This window comes from Paenibacillus sp. FSL H7-0942 (genome assembly GCF_045040715.1).
In the GTDB taxonomy this organism is placed as follows: Bacteria; Bacillota; Bacilli; order Paenibacillales; family Paenibacillaceae; genus Paenibacillus; species Paenibacillus amylolyticus.
The window spans coordinates 268,831-288,032 of sequence record NZ_CP150279.1 but is presented as its reverse complement, the minus strand read 5'-3'; the positions used below and the strand labels follow the sequence as shown (position 1 = coordinate 288,032).

Genomic DNA, 19,202 nt, shown 5'->3' with positions numbered 1-19,202 from the left:
TTTATAATAATCCCCAATAGTTGAAAGGAGATCTCCCCTATGGCTACTTTTGAAGAGTTCATGCAGCATGACATCCGGGTTGGTACTGTGGTGGAAGCCGAACCCTTCCCCAAGGCTCGCATTCCCGCTATTAAAATGACGATCGACTTCGGACCACTTGGCCTGAAACGTTCCAGTGCTCAAATTACCCAGCGATACACGCCTGACATGATCATTGGCAAACAGGTCGTTGCTGTAGTTAATTTTCCACCTCGGCGGATTGCCGGTTTTGTCTCTGAAGTACTTGTGCTGGGCGGCGTGCCTGGTGAAGGCGATGTTGTCTTGCTCACACCGGATAGTCCATTACCTAATGGAACACCGATAGCCTGACTTTATTTTGAGTAAGAAGAATATGGGCTTTTCAAATGTTTGGAAATCGAGTATTCTTGATTTATTGATTGTTGATGGAATTACATATGTTGGAGACCTTAAAGCATAAGGCTATGAATCTACGGATTCGTGGCCTTTTTTTGTGTTTTTTTGAGGAAGTATAGGTCTGGAGAAGTAGTAAGGGTTGAGCAGAGAGGAGGAGTTTTGTTGATAAATCATACCAACAGCCTAGTTATACATGGTAGAATATTGATTATTATTACAAATTTAGTATCTAGCAGCCTGAAAAGTACATATCAAGGAGAGAAATTCACAATTGAGAGGAGTAAGATTCATGAGAAAAATGATGATTTCCGGCGTAACGGCATTGGCTTTATTAACAGGGGGTATCGTAGGTTTTGGAGGTGTTGGGAGTTCTGTAGAAGCCGCACAAGCTACAACTAAATTCAAGGACGTTTCAGCTACACACTGGGCATCTTCAGCGATTAATTTGGCCGTAGAACAGGGGTATTTCAAGGGGTATGCCGACGGGACTTTTAAACCCAGCTCACCGGTCACCAAAGCTGAAATGGCAAGTATCCTGGGACGTCTATCCTATCACCCTAATGCATCGACACAAGAACAAAACAATTTCACGGACATACCCGAGTGGGCAAAAAGCGGTGTCTCTACTGCTATTGCAAAAGGTTTTATCAGCCCTTCTAATTACAAGGGTAAACTGGATGCACAGGGCGCTCTTCAACGAGGTGAAATGGCTACATGGCTGACGCAAGGACTAACCGTGGTTGATCCTGAGTACAAACAAGCACTCTCTGATGTGACAAACACCGTTGTGCCTGCAAAGGAATATTTCACAGGTAAACTCGCAAGCGCTCAAAAAAATGCAGTAGCCGTTTCCCTGGGAACAGGGCTGATGAGTGTAGCAAACGATAAAACATTTGGCGTTGATCGTACTACAACACGAGCGGAAGTTGCTGTGTTGATTGCCCGTTATGCAGCAGTTGCCAAGACAAAACCTGCCGATTTTCAGGGTCTGAATGAACTGCGAGCAGTGGGTTTGACGGGTACGAATTTGAATATTATTGCGCCTAAGTATAAGGTGATTTCAGAGAGCAATTATCCTTACGACTACAGCAAGGTGACTGGGGACTTTTCCAAAATTCGTAATCAAGAAATAGTTACCAAAACTAATTACGCTGATCTCAAGGTGAGAAATTGGATTATTGTTAACCCTTATGTTACAGATGCCGATAGAAGCATTTACTACCCTGTCTTTGTAGATGAGAAAGACAGACTGGTAAGAGGAGCATATTATTCATTTGTTGAATTCGATCTTGAAATAAAGAACACTATGAATCAATTACAAGGTGGAAGTCTAATTAACTCTCCTACTATTAACCCTCTTAAATCACCTAATAGCGAAGCGATTTTTAGTTACAGCGCACCTCGTATCAGTAATTTACTTGGTGCAAAAGGAGTATTTAATGTTAAGAATCCAATTTATTGGGCAGAAGGTTTGTTACATTTCGACAAAGAACTCAATCCAGAAGTTTTACTCACTCTAAAAAATGGGACGGTTTTCAGAGTAAGACCTAATTAATAATTAATGATAAGGGTGAAGTAATGTGTATTTGCTTAAGCTATTGAAAAAAACACTTCTCGCAATTCTCGCATTAAGTTTAGTCTTCATTTCACCTCCTGCTGTTTTTGCAGGAGGTGGTCCTGGGGACAAGCCCATTTTGCAATCTTCCAGAATAGAGCCTTCTACTCCCTCAAAATCCCAGAAAAAAATAATCCCTCTTCAAGGTAAGGGAACTACTAATATCGGGATTTATATTTTTCAACTAGATAATATGAAATGGAAAGTAGTTGGAGAATGTAACGGACAAGAGTTAGGTAATAATCCTGCTACCAATAAGCCAAATTCTTCGATAATATGTGTAAATTTATCTTTAGAAGCCCCTAGCTATGAGCCTACAGAGTATTTAGATAAACAAGGTAATCCGCATCCAAGAACCGAAATTACTTCTACTTCCATATCTCCTATCTATATGGATAACACAGCATACTATCGGCCTGGACTACCTATCCTATTAAATGTAGAATCATTTACTGAGAAAAAGACAAAATTTTCTGTGCAAATTGGTGCAGCTATTGAGCCTACTGAATACAGACCCTATGAGTTACCCAAATATTCTGCAGATTATCTTTTTAACACAGATCTATACTGGGAAGGCCAAGCCGAAATAACCAAAGAGATCAATCTTACCGCTGGTGGGCAACTTAGCTTGAACCAGTCCAAACAATTGAATGCAACGGTCAAAACGAAAAATGGAGATGGAAATTTTGGAGCAGAGACCAATGTTAACACCGGCAGCGGTGGTACAACTACATGGGAATCATCCAATCCTGGTGTTGCTACCGTTAGTAATTCCGGATTAGTCCAAGCTGTCAGTAGGGGAACTACAACCATCACCGTACTGTGGAAGAAAGATGGATTTCAGTTAACTACCACAACAAACATTGGTGTTGAAGAGAACCCAGGTACTGGCGAGGGCGACGGTAACGGGGGCGGTGGTGGAGGTTGCACGCCAACGATTGGACCACCTTCTGCTGGAACCATCATGAGCATGAATGATCTTGATCCAAATGCCAACGGTGTTATTAAGTCAGATAACAGAGATAATGAAACATTCAATGTGTTAAAAGGAATCCCTACTTCCGAGTCACTCTACACAAATGCCTTTGCTGACAATTATCTGTTTAAACAAGCCTGGGCGAAAATGAGCGGTAAAGTTACATACAACTGTAATGTCACAATCTCGTACGACAGAGAGTGGACAGTACCTGGACCAGAGGAATGTGATGATGATGGTTGTACACCAGGGCCACCTGTACCCGCGAACGACACGGTACCCAAGCCATACAACTTCCAGATCACAAGAGACTACTCCTACTGGAAAATTAACAATCTGGAAGTATACAAGATCGCTAAAGCAACCATGAATAATTACGCTTTGCCCGGTGAGACCGTTACGATGAATCCAACAGGATACACACCACCAACACTAGAGTCTAAAAATGATGAAGCCGTAGAAAGCCATGTACGACCAGGACAAACCACTTCAATCTCATATACTCCACCCAAATTAACAGGTGGTTTGAACCAACCTCCCAGTGTGCCTGATGATACATCACGGTTAAAAGGGATAGCTGAATCCAACACACCTCAAAGTAAAGTGAATAATGATTTAGTGAAATTCAACAACACAACCATTATGAATGATGTGGAAGCAACCCAAGATGGCCCAGCGCCATCCAATATTCCTAATCCAACGACGATTGGGCGGGATGTGCTGTACAAACCGGGTAATATGATCAGCAATTCCCTGCTGAATAAAGCAAATACCACAAGCTCTGGTGAAATCTATTATGATTTGCTACCGGGTAACGTGAATGGCGGTTCCAATAAAATATTACCGATTAACGGCATCAACACGGTCACCGTACACACCCCTGTCGTCAACTACGCCTGGGTATCGGATGATCAGCCGCATAATCAGAAAACCGTACCGGACCCAACCAGCGCTGCACTCATTCTGGAACGCCCGTTCATTGTGCGAATTCCCACATCGGGACAGCACTTGGACGCAGCGAGTTATCCCGGTTATGGAAATCGGGACTATGCCAAATATTTTCGAATCAAACAGGTGCAATTCCCGTTTGATGTCTATAACGCAGATCGGAGCCAGTTTATCCCTGCTAAGACATGGGTGGATATTCCGATCAATCAACTGGACACCACATTCTATCTCCCTGTATGGGTAGACGAAGGCAAATACCATATTGTATTCCGCAATATTGCAGAGAATGCACCTGCAAACTTTACCGAGCAACAGGATGCCAATACCAATCTGGCACATCATGTTGCAGCAGATACCGTACCGGTAGATGTCATCGGAAGGTTATATGATTTTCACGTCACTGATATCTCCGATTACAACTGGGAAAATGTATTTCGCAAGCGATTGGGCAGTCCCGACCCAACGGGCTATAGCTACTGGACTGGGATGAATAGCATTGATGGTGATCCACGAGGTAATCTGGCTCCATTTGTATTGCCCATCCGACCAGGAAGCCATCCGGTGCAGGGATTCGCTAACGCGACTGTGAAGACAGGGTACCATTTCAAGTTCGATCTGAAGACCAAGGGCAATATGTTTGGCAAACAGGATGGTATTCGAATTACACCCACTTTTGCTTTTGTGAGTAAAGACGGGTCCTCCCGACAAGAAGTGGATCTGTACTACCATCGAGGCCAAGAACGCCTGATCCGTATCGGATCGTCTCAGGATCTGGAGAAACGCTTTGTTGTGCTGAACTCACGGCTTCGAAATGTACCCGGCACAGAGTTAGGTGATACAGCACGTTATCAGTATACTTATGAACTGACAGCGGAAGAACGCAGCCAGCGTACGTTGGCAGAACATATGGTTCGCCTGGTCGATCAGACTTCTCATCAAAAAACATGGGTAGGTCGTTATGATTGGATGATCCTTTCCGCTCCGATTAGGACACTCATTGGACCTAAAACGGACATTCCTTCTGGGGTCAACGCGGACCGAGCCAATGCAGCAATCCAGCGTTGGTACGGGGAGTACAGCTTGCCAGCCGATGTATATGCTGTACCAAAAGGGACGGATCTCGAACCCCTCGCCCGACAAAATCAGCTGGATGAGAAATCGAAGATTTTTCTAAAGAATGGTTATATCGTAGTCAACTTCAACATGGAGAGCCTGCGGAATGGAAATACAGAGGCGCCCCATCTGCAATACATTCATGCACCACTGATGAATCAATGGCAGATGGAAGGTTTCAACAAAAAGCCAACAGACAGTCAAGGTAGAACCTGGCCGCTGAAGGATGGCGATATTGTCTTTTACCATGCTGATCAGTCTAGCCGGAATGACTTCCAATCCCAAGTACCGCACTAGTTTGAATCTCTCATGTCAGCACGACTGGCTAAGTATATGTAGCCAACTGCATGTGGACCGAAGAGTCTGTATGCGGAGTACCTCTCCAAAAGAAGACTGAATATCTGTAAAGCGATAATCACCCAAGGAAGCAATCAATAATTGTATGATAAAATAGCCATGAAGTGTCAGACTAAGTACTATACAGCCTGCGTAAAACTATGGTGTGCTTAATGATATAGGTGTACTGAACCACATACGATAAAGCATTCACAAGTGATTCCAGTGTCACATCCCAACTACACACAACATGCCTGTTATACAACAAAAGGGTTATCCTGAAAGTCATCTATGGACTTCTGGGGTAACCCTTCTTGCATCATTCTTTTTTCATAACCTTACTTAGACTATAAAGAAAACCCTCACATTAGTATTATCCTAACAGACTTTTTCCAGGAGACAGGTAGGTTAGCAGGAACGTGATGCCGAACAATACGACTACGAGTTGTAATAATCGTTTAACGATATATCTGCTCAATTGCTCTAACGTCCTTCCCCAAAACTTTATTTATGTGTCATGATGATGTTCTTCATCCACAGTTCCGCTGAAAACTTATAAATTCTATCAAAAAAAGCGTCCATCTCCGTGTTACTGGATGAGGACGCCTTAAATAAACAGATTTCCAGAAAAAATCATGCTCTCTAAACACCTTCCTATCTCCCGTAGGGTACTACTGTGTTTGTTAAACCTGGCAGGTCTCCTGGCTCCGGAATCATCGTCACTTGCAGCTCCTTCCCGGCTTAAACCAGTGGATTATCGCTACTTGACTCCTCTGTTACAGTGGCGGGACCGCGCCGGTATTACACCGGACTTCCCTATTAAGCTTCCACCCTGACGGGCAAAGCACCAACTTCCACATATTCAATTACACTTCTGTATCAGTATCGCGGGGGACGACGTTTAATGATCAAAACTTTTCTTTTAAATTTGAAACACTAGATGCGTCTAATCTCGATTTCTCGAACCCTTTGGAGACACACCCGTCACTCGCTTGAACATCTTGGAAAAAAGTAATGGGTCCGTATAGCCGACAGAATGGGCCACTTCACTGACCGACAGCCCTGGATTATGAAGAAGTTCGGCAGCCCGATTCATGCGGTACTCCAGAAAAAAGGACTGTAGCGACATGCCATATCGCTCTTTGAACAATCCCGACAGATACGTGCGATCCAGCCCCACAGCTTGGGCAATATCCAGAATGGAGGTTCGCTGGCTGTACCTGTTCTCCATAAACTGCACCGCCTGCCGGATATACGTATCTTTGCTCGAAAGAAGCTGCCCTATTTCTTCCTCCAAAGGCGAAGAAGAGATTAATTCTGCCATCAAGCGGTACAAGAGACTCTGATTCATCACATCGCCTCCCGGACGCGTAGAAGCCTGGACCATCTCCGTATACAACTGTTCCATCGTATTTGTATCATGGGCATCATATATCGGGCGCTCCGGGCTCAATTGGGCACGTTGCATGAATGCTTTGGCTTGTACACCCTTGAATCCAAACCACGAATACGTCCAGGGCTCCTTCGGATCTGCCTCATAATGAATGAGTGTGTCCGGGAGAATGACAAAACCCTGTCCCTCGCTAAGCTTGTATTCCTGATCTCCCATGTACACGGTGCCCCGTCCTTCATGGATGTAATGAACAATGTAAGAATCACGTACACCGGGTCCCCAATAATGCGCAGGATCACATGCCTCCCACCCGAAAAACAACAACATCAGCTCCATCTGTGTCCAGCCTGCGGGAACCACATTCATCTCAATGCGACTCATTTTTCGCCCTCCATCCTGACTTCGTTCCGCTTACCTCTTCATTTAGTCTATTTATATTATAACAGCTAAAGTGCTTCCATATTAGTTGAAAGCGGGAACAAAAATGGGATTATGCCATGTTTGAAAGGGGTTGAGCCATAGTTATATGTGCCGAATCGGCCTATAGTTGGGGTACAACATTTTTCAGGGAGGCTGAACTTAAATGAATAAAATTACATTTCTCGGTGCGGGAAGCACCGTCTTTGTCAAAAATGTATTGGGTGATGTCATGATGACCGAAGCACTGCAAGATTTTGAATTGGCATTGTTCGATATCGATGCTGAACGTTTGAGCGATTCAGAGCGTTTGCTGACCAGTCTGGCCCGTTCACTCGGAAGTCGTTGCGTTGTGAACGTATATCATGACCGCAAAGAAGCGCTACGCGGGGCCAAATATGTCATCAACGCCATCCAGGTGGGTGGATATGATCCATGTACCATTACGGACTTCGAGATTCCTAAGAAATACGGACTGCGTCAAACGATTGCAGATACACTCGGTATCGGCGGAATTTTCCGTAATCTGCGTACGATTCCGGTCATGCTGGATTTCGCCCGAGATATGCAGGAAGTATGTCCGGATGCGTGGTTCCTGAACTACACTAACCCGATGGCTGTGCTTACCAACGTCATGAACGTACATGGTGGGATCAAAACCGTAGGATTGTGTCATAGTGTACAGGTATGTGTACCACATCTGTTTGATGCACTGGGGATCGATCAGACAGGTGTTGTGGCGAAGATTGCAGGGATCAACCACATGGCGTGGCTACTCGAAGTTACCAAAGACGGGCAGGATCTGTACCCCGAGATTAAACGTTTGGCGAAGGAAAAACAGAAAGAACAGCATGACGACATGGTTCGTTTTGAGTTGATGCAGCGTTTTGGCTATTATGTAACGGAATCCTCCGAACACAATGCCGAGTACCACCCTTACTTCATCAAGCGGAATTACCCGGAGCTGATTGAACGCTTCAACATTCCACTGGATGAGTATCCACGCCGCTGTGTGAACCAGATTGAGGGCTGGAAAGAAATGCGTACCAAGCTGTTTGCCAGCGAAAATATTGAACATACCCGCAGCCGTGAATACGCATCGCATATTATCGAAGCGATGGAGACGAATAACCCGTACAAGATTGGCGGCAACGTCATGAACAACGGACTGATTACGAACCTGCCGCGTGAAGCATGTGTCGAGGTACCTTGTTTGGTGGATGGATCAGGAATCAGCCCTACGTATATTGGGGATCTGCCTCCACAACTCGCGGCATTGAACCGGACAAACATCAACACGCAACTGTTGACGATTGAAGCAGCAATCACTGGCAAAAAAGAACATATTTATCACGCCGCCATGCTTGATCCACACACAGCTGCAGAACTGTCTATCGATGACATCGTAGCCATGTGTGATGAGTTGATTGAGGCTCACGGCGACTGGTTGCCAAAATACACATCATAATACAAAAGCACCGTTTCCTTTGCTGTTAAAGGGGACGGTGTTTTGTTCGTTCCATGGCGCTCACGAACTGAATCGTGCATCACATCATTTATCAGAAATGCCTCACCCCCTTGAACCTTATTCGGCAGGGAGCAAAAAGCGATAACCAATGCCAGGCTCCGTCTGAATATATCGCGGATTCGTTGGATCTTCATTTAATTTTTTACGGAGATGTCCCACATATACCCGAAGATAATGGCTGTCGGACTCATGATGATGCCCTCCCCATACTTGCTGCAAAAGCTGACGCTGAGTAATGATTTTCCCTGCATTGGAGGCAAGCACTTTCAGCATCTCATATTCTGTTGGGGTTAATTTGACCAAATTCCCCTCCAGTTCGACCTGCCTTTGGGCCAGATCAATCGTGAGTGATCCGAAGCGCAGTATTGGCTCATCCGTTGTTTTGGCCACATGACGCAGCGCCACCCGAATACGGGCGACCAACTCACCCATCCCGAATGGTTTGGTCACATAATCATCTGCACCAGCATCCAGCGCGGCAATTTTGTCTCCCTCCTGATCCTTCGCTGTCAGCACAATAATTGGCACTTGTGACCATTCGCGAATCCGGCGAAGTACCTCCATGCCAGACATGCCCGGCAGACCAAGATCAAGGATGATCAGATCCGGATGTACAATACTGGCCTGGATAACGCCCTCTTCGCCATCCCCACACTCGTGGATTTCGAATTGGTGTGCCTGAAGGGTGACCTTGAGTAATTTGCGAATCTGCGGCTCATCATCGATCACCAGTATGCGAGCCCCTAGTGGTGCGTTCATGTTATTCTTCAACCTCTCCTTGTTCTGAATAGGGAAACCGTGATCCGTGAGCCTCCATGGGGATATCTATGCGCATTCTCGTCCCCCCGCCCGGATTCGGCTCTGCAACAATGGTACCTCCGTGGACTTCAACAATGCCTTTGCAGATTGCCAGACCAAGCCCCGTTCCTGTGACATGTTGAGTCGACTCTGAGCGATAGAACTTATCAAATATACGCAATCTTTCCGCTTCCGTTATACCGATGCCTTGATCAGCTACCCAGATCGTCAATTGATATGTACTCTTATCGCTTGCCACAGTGATGACAATCTGGCTCTCATCAGGCGAATATTTGATGGCGTTGCTGACGATATTGACCAGCACCTGTTCCAGCAATACTTCATCTCCGTAGATAAAGGCAGGGTCATCAGGCAGTTTAACTTGAATGTTGCGATGCGGACTGAATCCCCGAACTTGTGTCAGTACAACGCTAATTATGTCTCCCACGTCACACCATTTCCGGTTCAGTTGCAACATGCCGCTCTCCAGCCGAACCATACCCAACAGATTTGTGACGAGACGATTCATACGCAAGGCCCCATCCCGAATGTTGCCTGTTAATTCTCTCCGATCCTCGGGTGTAAAAAGAGTATCATTCTCCAACAATCCCGTAGCCGAGCCGATTATGGCGGTTAGGGGCGTACGCAGTTCATGGGAGACGGAATCCAGCAGTGCTGTGCGTATGCGCTCCGATTCAGCAGTGATCTGCGCCAATCGGGCCTCTTCAGCCAGCTTCACTCGGGCAATGGCACCTGCGGCCAGCCCACCACATGCCTCCAACAGACGAAGCTGTTCTTGCTGCTCATGAATCTCGCCAGCGTCCATGCTCACGGCGAGCACGCCATGAACCTGCTCCTCTGTGCGTAGCGGTACATATAGCCCGAGAGATTCCCGCAAAGTGGATGATCCTTTACCAGCGACCTGTCCGTGATGATACACCCATTTGGCAATGGCAATCTCCGACTCCCCATCTCCCCAGCCATCCTTTTCCCCTTCTGATGCGGGTGTGGATGCGGAAGAGCTTGTAACCAGCAAATCCCCCTGTCCATCCGGAAGATACACAGCCGCCGGCTTACCCAGGGTAAGCGATACTTGGGTTGCAATGTTAACCAGCAACGTATTCAGATCCGTAATGGCTGTCATCTGACGACTCAATGCGTACAGGGAGTTAGTCGTGGCCTCACGTGCTTTTACCATCTCCAGTTGTTGTCGCAATCGACCTGCAAGACTCGCTGTCAGGATCGCCACCGCAAGATACACGACAAAGGAAATGAGATACCTCAAGTCTTCAACCGTAAAGCTCAAATACGGCGGTACAAAAAAGAAGTCAAACATAATGACGCTAAAACTGGCGGCATATACAGCTGGCCCCATTCCCCAATACACGGCACTCACCAGTACGGGAAACAGGTATACAAGCGCTACGTTAACCAGATCACCACTCATGCCGATGGCATGAAGCAGCAAAGTTAGCAGCGTCACCCCAAGGGTCACCCATACATATGCCGAAATCCGTTTCCCATGGGATGGCAGTGTTTCTTTTTTTATTCGTTCAGACAATATCCATTCACATCCCGCTCAGTTCATAATCGTAATCTGCAACGATCAATACATCCAGATGCCGCGACAAGCGTACAAGTCGGTTGACCACCGAACCTGAGCCGCGGTAGCCATTCAGCCACCACACCCGTCTTGCCTGCCCGACTACCAACTGGGTTGCTCTCGCCTCCGATGCCTTTCTTGCCAAAATCTCAGGTACATCGCGCAGCCTTGGACTGTGATGAATATGAAATTGACCACCAAGCCGAATCGTCAGCTGCTCCAACGCTTCCAGATGGCACTTCACTTCGTCACTCATGGACTCACCGATGTGGATATGGTGTACATGCCAGATGGCTTTTAGACGATAAGCCATACGGAATCCACGCCGGATCAGCCGCTCGGCATGACGATCACTGCTTACACATACAAAGACCGCTTCCTGTCTGCGCCAAGGTCCTCGAAGTGCAATATTGGCCTGCTGTGCTTCAAGCCGTTCATCGACATCGTCCGCCAGCTCGCGCAGAGCAAGTTCTCGCAAGGCAATCAGATTGCCAATTTTGAAGAAATTCGCAAGGGCTTGCTCGACCTTGGCAGTTGCATAGATTTTACCCTCCCTCATGCGCTGCCGCAAGGCTTGGGGTGCCACATCAATCAGCTGCACCTCATCCGCCATCTGAATGATCCGATCCGGTACGGTCTCGCGGACACGAACACCGGTAATATGTTCAACGGCATCATTCAGACTTTCGAGATGCTGTACGTTCATTGTGGTAATCACCGAGATGCCTGCATTCAGCAGGAGCAGGACATCTTCATAACGCTTTTGCCGGACACTCCCGGGTACATTCGTATGCGCCAGTTCATCCACAAGCACCACTTCTGGGCAAAGATGCAGAATGGCCTCCGTATCCATCTCTTCCAGACGAGTTCCCTGATAATCGCGCTTCGCGCGAGGGATCACAGACAGGTGACCCATCTGCTCCACGGTTTCTGCCCGCCCATGTGTCTCCAGCAAGCCGATTTGCACATCGATGCCCTTACGGAGCAAATCATTGCCTTCTCGCAGCATCATGTAGGTTTTGCCTACACCTGGTGCGGCTCCGATATATATTTTGAATGTGCCGCGCTGAATCTGGCCAATCTGTTCCTTCATTTCCTGCTCGCTTAGTCTGCGGTATGTCAGTGACTCCACATCGTTAACCTTGGCCGGAACTACACGTTCACCCTCCCTGGCCGCTCGATCAGCAACCAGAAAGAGATCCACACCACGTAATTTGCGTAGTAGCGAGTTAACAACGGACCCTTGCCACAATTCCTGCCAGCGCGTACGCCGGGAGTGCCCCATCACAATCCGGGTAATCTGGTGCTCCATGGCGTAACGCGCCAGCGTAGACGGGATGTTACGACGGTGTAATATAGACAGCTCCTCCATATGGCCGCCAAACTTCTCTACCAACTTGATCATATTACGCCGAAATACGGTTGCCTCCTTGCTTAATGGCTGCTTCATATTCCGAAAAACCACAGCGCACAAATCACCATTCAGCCGTTTGGCAATCTGTTGTCCACGCCGGATATAGATGGAGCCATTCCAGTGATATTGTGTAGACACCAGAATCCGTTCCATGATGCCTGTTGTGACGGTAATTCCCATCTCCTCTCGATGCTCACGCAGGGATTCATTCACCCCTTCCGCAACCAATCTCAGGGCCAGTTCGCGCAGAATACCCAGATTGCCTTGACGGAACACAGCTTCTCCCTCATGCCCCTTCAGATGACCTTCTGCCAGACGGCTCAGTATGGTTTCTGGTGTGACGTCTATCAGCTTCACTTCATCCGCAAGCTCCAATGTATCGGCAGGCACCGTATATTCTGCTGCGATCCCCGTAAGTTGTCGTGCCAGCTCTGTATAGCCTTCCAGCTCATACACATTCACCGTTGTCATGACACTGATGTTGTTTCGGAGCAAAAACTGAATATCCTCCAGCCGGGTAGCATACCGAGCACCTTCTCTGTTGCGATGTGCCAAACCATCCACCAGCACAACCTCCGGATTACGTGCCAATAGTGCATCCAAGTTCAGATCCTTCATCTCTACATCATCACTCTCGCGTAACCAGTGAATGCTTGGAATCCGTTCGAGTGCGCCAAGTTGCTCTACCGTTTCCGGTCTGCGCATCGTGGACACGGCACAGATGACCACATCAATGCCCTGCTCGAGCAACGTGTTCCCTTCCCGCAACATGTGATACGTTTTGCCCGATCCGCTGACTGGGCCGATGTAAATTTTGAGGGTACCCTGCTGCAGCTTCGTAATCATCTTCAACATCTCTTCCGGTGACTTGCGCTTAAAGCTGTCTTCCATCCCTCCTCTCCCCTTTCTTGTTAATGTGAAGATAAATATGGAGAAAGCCCCTCCCGATATATCGAGAGCAGGCTAATATGTTCGTTCGTTAGTTCAGTTCTGCTGTCAGCGCCAGATTCAGAGCCGTTACATTCACACGCGGTTCCCCGAATATACCCATTTGCCTGCCTTGCATATGCTCATTTACAAGTTGTACAAGCTGTTGTTCACTAAGCCCGGTAGCTTCGCTAATGCGCGGGATCTGTGCCTCAGCGGCTTCGGGAGAGAGATCCGGATCAAGTCCAGAGCCTGAACCCGTCACGAGATCAGCAGGGATCTGCTTCAATCCCGGGTTTTCCTGCCTAAGCTGAGCAATCTTTGTCTTCATCTCGCCGATATACTCCTCCGAGGCTACGGCGCGATTCGAACCGGCTGAAGCCGTTGGATCATAATTGGCATTTGATGCCCGGGGCTGGAACAGCCCCGGCGATTGGATTTCCTGCGCCAGCAGGGACGAGCCGATGATTTTCTCATCTTGCGTAATCAGACTGCCGTTCGCCTGCGCAGGAAAGAGAAGTTGAGCTACGCCAGTCGTTACAAGCGGGTAGATTAAGCCGCATATCAGCATAAGCACAACGGATAACCGTACGGCGGGCAAGAACATGTTCATACAGATCACTTCCTGAATTCATTAGGATAGAAGGACAATTTTGATAAGCGTTGTTATCTCGTTAAAGAATCCCCGACAGAACCATATCAATCAGCTTAATGCCGATAAACGGTACAATCACGCCACCTACGCCATAGATGAACACATTGCGGCCAAGCAACCTTTCGGCTGACATCGCCCGATACTTAACCCCTTTCATCGCGATGGGAATAAGCAGCGGAATAATAATGGCGTTGAAGATCAGCGCCGACAGGATCGCAGACTGTGGTGAAGCCAGATTCATAATATTAAGCGCCTGAAGCTGCGGCATGGCGAGAATAAACATAGCTGGAATGATAGCAAAATACTTCGCAATATCATTGGATATCGAAAAGGTTGTGAGTGCGCCGCGTGTAATCAGTAGCTGCTTGCCAATGGAGACAACCGACAATAACTTGGTCGGGTCTGAATCCAAGTCAATCATGTTTGCCGCTTCCTTGGCCGCCATGGTGCCCGAATTCATCGCCAGGCCTACATCGGCCTGCGCCAGAGCAGGAGCATCGTTGGTACCGTCGCCCGTCATGGCGACGAGTTTGCCCTCCTGCTGCTCTTTTTTGATCGCAGCAATCTTGTCCTCGGGCTTCGCTTCGGCAATAAAATCATCCACGCCCGCTTCAAGCGCTATGGTCGCTGCGGTCAGCGGATTGTCGCCTGTACACATAATGGTCTTGATGCCCATGGCGCGCATCTCAGCAAACTTCTCCTTCAACCCTGGCTTCACAGTGTCTTTCAGATAGATCACACCGTAGATTCGTTCATCGATGGCCACAGCAAGCGGCGTGCCTCCGGCCTTCGCAATACGATTTGCAATCTCATCCAGATCTCCCGGTATACGGCCTCCTTCGGAAGCAATATAACGTTTGATTGCATCCACCGCTCCTTTGCGGATCTTCATTCCGCTGATCAGATTCAGACCAGACATCCGGGTCTCTGCCGTGAATTCCACATTTTCCGCATTCGCATACTCCGTCTCAGACCAGCTCTGGTCTTGTTTGCCTGCCAGTTCCACAACAGAACGTCCTTCCGGGGTCTCATCTCGCACAGAAGCCTGTAAAGCAGCCTGCGTCATCTCTGACGAAGTAATGCCCTGAACGGGAATAAACTCAGATGCCATGCGGTTTCCGTATGTGATCGTTCCTGTTTTGTCCAGAATCAAGGTATCAATATCCCCAGCCGCTTCTACCGCTTTACCTGACATGGCGAGCACATTGAACTGCGTAACCCGATCCATTCCGGCAATACCAATGGCGGATAACAATCCACCAATTGTGGTTGGGATCAAGCAGACGAGCAGTGCGATCAATGTCGCCAGATCCAGTCGAATACCCAGGTAATTTGCCATCGGAACCATCGTGAGAATGACGATCAGAAAGATTAGGGTTAATACGGCGAGCAGGGTTGTCAGTGCAATTTCGTTTGGTGTTTTCTGGCGCTGTGCCCCCTCAACCAGAGAGATCATCCGGTCAAGGAATGACTCACCCGGATCGGTCTGAACACGCATGACGATGTAATCGGACACGACGCGTGTACCTCCGGTAACCGAGGAGAAATCGCCTCCTGCTTCCTTGATGACTGGGGCGGATTCTCCTGTAATGGCCGATTCATCAATGGAGGCCAAGCCTTCCACAATTTCACCGTCCGTCGGGATCAGTTCACCAACTTCCACACGGACCATATCTCCTTTTTTCAACTGGGTCGAAGACACTTGCCGGATTGTTCCATCCTTCTGCACCAGATTGGCCATGGTGTCCGACTTCGTCTTGCGTAACGTATCCGCCTGCGCCTTGCCTCTACCTTCTGCAAGTGCCTCCGCGAAGTTAGCGAACAGCAGCGTGAACAACAGAATGAAAAACACGGCGATATTATATCCGCGCCCAGCCTCGGATGCGGTGAAGAGATCTGGATTGATGCATAATAAGAGCGTAATGAATGTACCAATCTCGACAATAAACATGACCGGATTTTTGATCATGACCATCGGATTCAGCTTCTTGAACGCATCCAGCGAAGCCTGAAATATCATATCCTTGCTTAACGACCGTTTCGATCCGGGATCACGTTGAATATTACCGCGATTGATATCCGACTCATTGCCCTTCGTTCTAAACATTTCTGTATCCATGTGTTGCATCGTCTGCTCCTTCTTTCGTTCGACTGCATTCATCGTGCACTGCCACCTCCGTACGTTACGTCCTTATACCATACCAATTCCTCTGTTGCTCCCCTGTCATATCCCTCATTGAATCATCGCCAGATGCTCTGCAATCGGTCCAAGGGCAAGCGACGGGAAGAACGTAAGCGCACCGACTACAATGATCATCATGACCAAAATGCCAGCAAACAGAGATGTGTGTGTCCGCAAAGTACCTGTAGTTACCGGTACAACCCGTTTCGTAGCGAGTGAACCCGCAATAGCCAGCATGGCGATCATTGAAACGTACCTTCCCAGCAGCATAACGATACCAATTGCGATGTTGTAAAAGTCTGTATTGGCATTCAGTCCGGCAAAGGCCGATCCATTATTGGCTGCACCCGAGGCAAAAGCATAGAGAACTTCGGTCAGGCCATGCATGCCCCCGTTCGAGATGGACGCAATGGCTTCAGGCCGCATAAGCGCGATTGCCGTTGGCGCCAGAATAATCAAAGGATGAATGAGCAAGGCGATGGATGCGAGCTTCACCTCTTTGCCCTCAATTTTTTTGCCCAGAAACTCAGGTGTTCGTCCTACCATCAATCCACAGATAAACACAGCCAGAATCACATACAACAGTCCGTTGATCAGCCCTACCCCTTTACCGCCAAACACGTTATTGAGCATCATCTGAGCCAGTGATACCAGACCTCCAAGTGGAGTGAGCGACTCATGCATATTGTTGACCGAACCTGTAGTAGCCGCTGTCGTGACTGCCGTGAATAAAGCCGATTCGGGTATGCCGAACCTGACCTCTTTCCCCTCCATATTTCCCTGCAGACCTACTGCATCCAGCGCAGGTACACCGCGATATTCGGAGACAAATACGGTGGTCAACATCACTAGGAAAAGAAAACTCATCGCCGCGAACAATGCCCAACCCTGCTTCCGGTTATTGACCATCAAGCCGAAGGCGTATACCAGTGCCGTTGGCAGCAACATCATACAGACAATATGCACCAGATTACTCAGGGCCGTCGGATTCTCGAATGGATGTGCAGCATTGGTTCCAAACCAGCCACCACCGTTGGTGCCAATGTGTTTGATCGACTCCAGTGAAGCGACCAGTCCACGTGTGATCGTCTGCTGTCCACCTTCTAGCGTGGTTGCGTTAACCGCTCCCGCGAGCGTCTGAGGCACACCTTGGAACACGAGGAATAAGGCTACGATAAAGCTCAGCGGTAAAAAAATTCTCGTAATCGACCGTATGAGGTCGACGTAAAAGTTCCCCAGTTCATCCCGGCGGCCTATCAGCCCGCGAATGAACGCAATAGCCACCGCGAATCCGGTCGCTGCCGACGTAAACATCGGAAACGTCACGGCCAGCATCTGTGACAGATACGACAAGGCGTTCTCGCCCGTATACGACTGCCAGTTCGTGTTGGTCATGAACGAAACGGCCGTATTAAATGCCTGCGCCGCTGGCATATTGCCGATCCCATCCGGGTTAATTGGCAAATACTTTTGCAGCCGCAGCACCAGAAACATCAATACTAACATCACAAAGTTGGAGAGGAGAATCGCCGTGAGATATTTTTTCCACCCCATGGACTCATTCTCGCGTACGCCCATCACTCGATAGAGCAGTCGCTCCAGTCCACCAAAAACCCGATCCAGCCCCGTTCGCTGTCCATCGAATACATTCACTATATATTTCCCCACCGGTTTCACCAGCAGCAGGATGATCAGTAGCGTCACCGCTACTTGCACTACACCGATACCCATATCCGCATTTCCTCCTTATTCGACGTTCCCTTGTTCCGCATTACGTACATCGTCAGCATCAGAATTTTTCTGGCTTCACCAGCACATAACCGAGATAAATCACCAGTGCGAGTACAATCATGCCGATGACAATCATTCCGCTCCCCCTCTCTACCCTCAAGCCTTTTCGCAAAATTTCACAAATCCCCAAAACACCGCAAACAGCAGCACAACCAATCCAATCATCGTGGCATCATTCACCATACGCCCTTCCTCCCTCTCTCTACCGTTCTCTGCACCTGCTACATGTAAAATCGTAATACGAAACGCTGTAAAAAAGGGGTAAAGAAATGCCTCCATGGGTGTAAAAAAAACGTAAAAAAGACCCGATCTCCTCAGCTCTGGGCTGAAAAGAACGGGTCTATAAGGTTTACTATTATCCAAATGAATTCTGTGCCCACTGCAATAATCTCTTCTTCGTGATTTTGCCATGAGAGGTATGATGGACGACTTTTCCCTGATCGAGCAGAAGTACCTGTGGTGACTCATGGTGAACCTCTGTCTCTTCCGCAATGTGACGGGACAACGAGCGATTTTCAATCACTTTGACGATGCGGTAGTCCATAGGTTGTTTGGGATCTGATGCATGGGTGCCTACAAACGCCATAAACTCTCTGTACGCTCTCGCACTGGTTGGACAAGTCGTGCTGTGTTTCAGGATAAGCACCGGATGATCCTGCGAGCAATGCAGCGCGTCTTCCCAGTCATCTGGTTTGTGCAATTCCCGGACATGCTCGCTGAGCATATGTTCCGAGTCTGACCCCGCACGTTTGCTAACCACCGAACCAATCACAATGCCAAGCGCCACGCCAAAAGCAATCCCGAGTCCAAGCTGCTGTGTAGCCGTACCAATGCTAACTCCCATGGCAACACCTATAGAAAGCCATACAGCTTGATGATTTACTTTTTTCTTCATGCAGATCTTCCCTTCCTGAGATATGTATATCAAGGCAACCTTCCCACCGTATATTCTAATCAAATTATAGCATAGGCCTCTGTGAGCAGGCGTTGATAATCTTCATCTCCGGGTACAGGTTTCAGTGATTGGATTTATGCAAAATGCTCATTTGTGATACACTGGTTGTAATTTGGAAACGATGAACATGAAGAATG

The 19,202-nt window shown here is 48.0% G+C and carries 14 protein-coding genes and 1 riboswitch; of the genes, 4 read left to right on the top strand and 10 right to left on the bottom strand.

The features are described from left to right. Nucleotides 1–39 precede the first annotated feature (39 nt). From csaA to MHI48_RS01280, 3 genes are all read left to right on the top strand, one after another. Nucleotides 40–369, top strand: a complete 330-nt coding sequence (gene csaA / locus MHI48_RS01290) for a chaperone CsaA (protein WP_062837691.1) — start codon at nt 40–42, stop codon at nt 367–369. Nucleotides 370–703: 334 nt separating this feature from the next. Next, nucleotides 704–1,969, top strand: a complete 1,266-nt coding sequence (locus tag MHI48_RS01285; protein ID WP_076329654.1) for an S-layer homology domain-containing protein — start codon at nt 704–706, stop codon at nt 1,967–1,969. 535 nt (nt 1,970–2,504) lie between these two features. Continuing rightward, complete coding sequence (locus MHI48_RS01280; protein ID WP_076329653.1) at nt 2,505–5,363, top strand: DUF5704 domain-containing protein; 2,859 nt, start codon at nt 2,505–2,507, stop codon at nt 5,361–5,363. 712 nt (nt 5,364–6,075) lie between these two features. Then, nucleotides 6,076–6,269: riboswitch (cobalamin riboswitch) on the bottom strand. Nucleotides 6,270–6,348: 79 nt separating this feature from the next. Here MHI48_RS01280 and MHI48_RS01275 read toward each other — a convergent pair. Further along, complete coding sequence (locus tag MHI48_RS01275; RefSeq protein WP_047841510.1) at nt 6,349–7,176, bottom strand: AraC family transcriptional regulator; 828 nt, start codon at nt 7,174–7,176, stop codon at nt 6,349–6,351. A 202-nt stretch (nt 7,177–7,378) separates the two neighbouring features. Between MHI48_RS01275 and MHI48_RS01270 the strand changes: the two genes are divergently transcribed. Beyond that, complete coding sequence (locus tag MHI48_RS01270) at nt 7,379–8,680, top strand: alpha-glucosidase/alpha-galactosidase (protein WP_036616368.1); 1,302 nt, start codon at nt 7,379–7,381, stop codon at nt 8,678–8,680. A 117-nt stretch (nt 8,681–8,797) separates the two neighbouring features. Here the strand turns inward: MHI48_RS01270 and MHI48_RS01265 are convergent, their stop codons facing one another. From MHI48_RS01265 to ytxJ, 9 genes are all read right to left on the bottom strand, one after another. Further along, nucleotides 8,798–9,499, bottom strand: a complete 702-nt coding sequence (locus MHI48_RS01265) for a response regulator (protein ID WP_076329652.1) — start codon at nt 9,497–9,499, stop codon at nt 8,798–8,800. A 1-nt stretch (nt 9,500) separates the two neighbouring features. Then, complete coding sequence (locus MHI48_RS01260; RefSeq protein ID WP_245838465.1) at nt 9,501–11,099, bottom strand: ATP-binding protein; 1,599 nt, start codon at nt 11,097–11,099, stop codon at nt 9,501–9,503. A 7-nt stretch (nt 11,100–11,106) separates the two neighbouring features. Next, on the bottom strand, nt 11,107–13,446 hold the full coding sequence (locus tag MHI48_RS01255) for a histidine kinase (RefSeq protein ID WP_076329650.1): 2,340 nt from the start codon (nt 13,444–13,446) through the stop codon (nt 11,107–11,109). A gap of 88 nt (nt 13,447–13,534) precedes the next feature. Then, nucleotides 13,535–14,095 (bottom strand): potassium-transporting ATPase subunit KdpC, encoded by a 561-nt coding sequence (gene kdpC, locus MHI48_RS01250; RefSeq protein WP_076329649.1) that lies wholly within the window; start codon nt 14,093–14,095, stop codon nt 13,535–13,537. A 61-nt stretch (nt 14,096–14,156) separates the two neighbouring features. After that, complete coding sequence (gene kdpB / locus MHI48_RS01245) at nt 14,157–16,157, bottom strand: potassium-transporting ATPase subunit KdpB (protein WP_218641014.1); 2,001 nt, start codon at nt 16,155–16,157, stop codon at nt 14,157–14,159. 213 nt (nt 16,158–16,370) lie between these two features. Further along, nucleotides 16,371–18,050, bottom strand: a complete 1,680-nt coding sequence (kdpA, locus tag MHI48_RS01240) for a potassium-transporting ATPase subunit KdpA (RefSeq protein WP_076329647.1) — start codon at nt 18,048–18,050, stop codon at nt 16,371–16,373. Between the two features lie 58 nt (nt 18,051–18,108). Beyond that, entirely contained in the window at nt 18,109–18,222 is a 114-nt protein-coding gene (locus MHI48_RS01235) for a potassium-transporting ATPase subunit F (RefSeq protein ID WP_083677573.1), read from the bottom strand. Beyond that, nucleotides 18,207–18,389, bottom strand: a complete 183-nt coding sequence (locus tag MHI48_RS01230) for a hypothetical protein (RefSeq protein ID WP_076329646.1) — start codon at nt 18,387–18,389, stop codon at nt 18,207–18,209. The genes MHI48_RS01235 and MHI48_RS01230 overlap by 16 nt, the downstream gene beginning before the upstream one ends. A 76-nt stretch (nt 18,390–18,465) precedes the next feature. Continuing rightward, nucleotides 18,466–19,005 carry a bacillithiol system redox-active protein YtxJ gene (gene ytxJ / locus MHI48_RS01225; RefSeq protein ID WP_245838464.1) on the bottom strand — a complete coding sequence of 180 codons (540 nt, stop codon included), beginning with the start codon at nt 19,003–19,005 and terminating at the stop codon, nt 18,466–18,468. Nucleotides 19,006–19,202: the final 197 nt, after the last annotated feature.

Excerpts from the sequence above, each read along its gene's own strand:
- csaA (WP_062837691.1), top strand. The coding sequence starts at position 40 with ATGGCTACTTTTGAAGAGTTCATGCAGCATGACATCCGGGTTGGTACT.
- MHI48_RS01285 (WP_076329654.1), top strand. The coding sequence starts at position 704 with ATGAGAAAAATGATGATTTCCGGCGTAACGGCATTGGCTTTATTAACA.
- MHI48_RS01275 (WP_047841510.1), bottom strand. The coding sequence starts at position 7,176 with ATGAGTCGCATTGAGATGAATGTGGTTCCCGCAGGCTGGACACAGATG.
- MHI48_RS01270 (WP_036616368.1), top strand. The coding sequence starts at position 7,379 with ATGAATAAAATTACATTTCTCGGTGCGGGAAGCACCGTCTTTGTCAAA.
- MHI48_RS01265 (WP_076329652.1), bottom strand. The coding sequence starts at position 9,499 with ATGAACGCACCACTAGGGGCTCGCATACTGGTGATCGATGATGAGCCG.
- MHI48_RS01255 (WP_076329650.1), bottom strand. The coding sequence starts at position 13,446 with ATGGAAGACAGCTTTAAGCGCAAGTCACCGGAAGAGATGTTGAAGATG.
- kdpC (WP_076329649.1), bottom strand. The coding sequence starts at position 14,095 with ATGAACATGTTCTTGCCCGCCGTACGGTTATCCGTTGTGCTTATGCTG.
- kdpB (WP_218641014.1), bottom strand. The coding sequence starts at position 16,157 with ATGATATTTCAGGCTTCGCTGGATGCGTTCAAGAAGCTGAATCCGATG.
- kdpA (WP_076329647.1), bottom strand. The coding sequence starts at position 18,050 with ATGGGTATCGGTGTAGTGCAAGTAGCGGTGACGCTACTGATCATCCTG.
- MHI48_RS01230 (WP_076329646.1), bottom strand. The coding sequence starts at position 18,389 with ATGGAGGCATTTCTTTACCCCTTTTTTACAGCGTTTCGTATTACGATT.
- ytxJ (WP_245838464.1), bottom strand. The coding sequence starts at position 19,005 with ATGAAGAAAAAAGTAAATCATCAAGCTGTATGGCTTTCTATAGGTGTT.